This is a genomic window from Mesorhizobium sp. PL10 (assembly GCF_053714315.1).
The window spans coordinates 1-579 of the sequence record NZ_JBSKBR010000183.1; the positions used below are offsets into that span (position 1 = coordinate 1).

The following is a 579-nucleotide window of genomic DNA, read 5'->3' on the forward strand; positions in this document are numbered from 1 at the left end:
CGCTCAGGCACCTTCGGCGGCCTTCAGTCCTTTGTCGACCTGAATGCGCCCACACCGTCCGATTTGCGCGATGATGCTCACTTTGCGCCAGCGCACTCTGCCGGGGCGCGCTCAGGCACCTTCGGCGGCCTTCAGTCCTTTGTCGACCTGAATGCGCCCACACCGTCCGATTTGCGTGATGATGCTCACTTTGCACCGGCGCACTCTGCCGGGGCTCGCTCAGGCACCTTCGGCGGCCTTCAGTCCTTTGTCGACCTGAATGCGCCCACACCGTCCGATTTGCGCGACGATGCTCAATCTGCACCGATGCGTCCGCGCGGGGGGCAGATGCTCGGCGACGTGCAGCCGCAGCCCTTGATGCAGGGGACAGGGTCCGCCGCCGACTTGAGGCCGGGAGGAGCCGATGACGTTCAGCTCATCCATGGCGGTTCCCCGCAGCCCGCGTTGCCAGTCACAGCTTGGCTGCCAGACACCTACCGCGGTCTTCCGCTGGTTGATGTGACTACGCCCACGAGCCCCTCCTCCGATGCTCAGGTCGGGAGGGTCGCCTCGTCCAGGGTCCCGGCGGGGTCGGTGCTG

The 579-nt window shown here is 66.3% G+C and carries 1 protein-coding gene; it reads right to left on the minus strand.

Annotated elements, in window-relative coordinates:
- Positions 1–219: 219 nt before the first annotated feature.
- On the minus strand, positions 220–423 hold the full coding sequence (locus tag ACWGTO_RS33760; RefSeq protein WP_454578992.1) for a hypothetical protein: 204 nt from the start codon (positions 421–423) through the stop codon (positions 220–222).
- Positions 424–579 lie beyond the last annotated feature (156 nt).

What these genes read in the sequence shown, in the direction of transcription:
- ACWGTO_RS33760 (WP_454578992.1), bottom strand. Translation starts at nt 423, where the DNA reads ATGGATGAGCTGAACGTCATCGGCTCCTCCCGGCCTCAAGTCGGCGGC.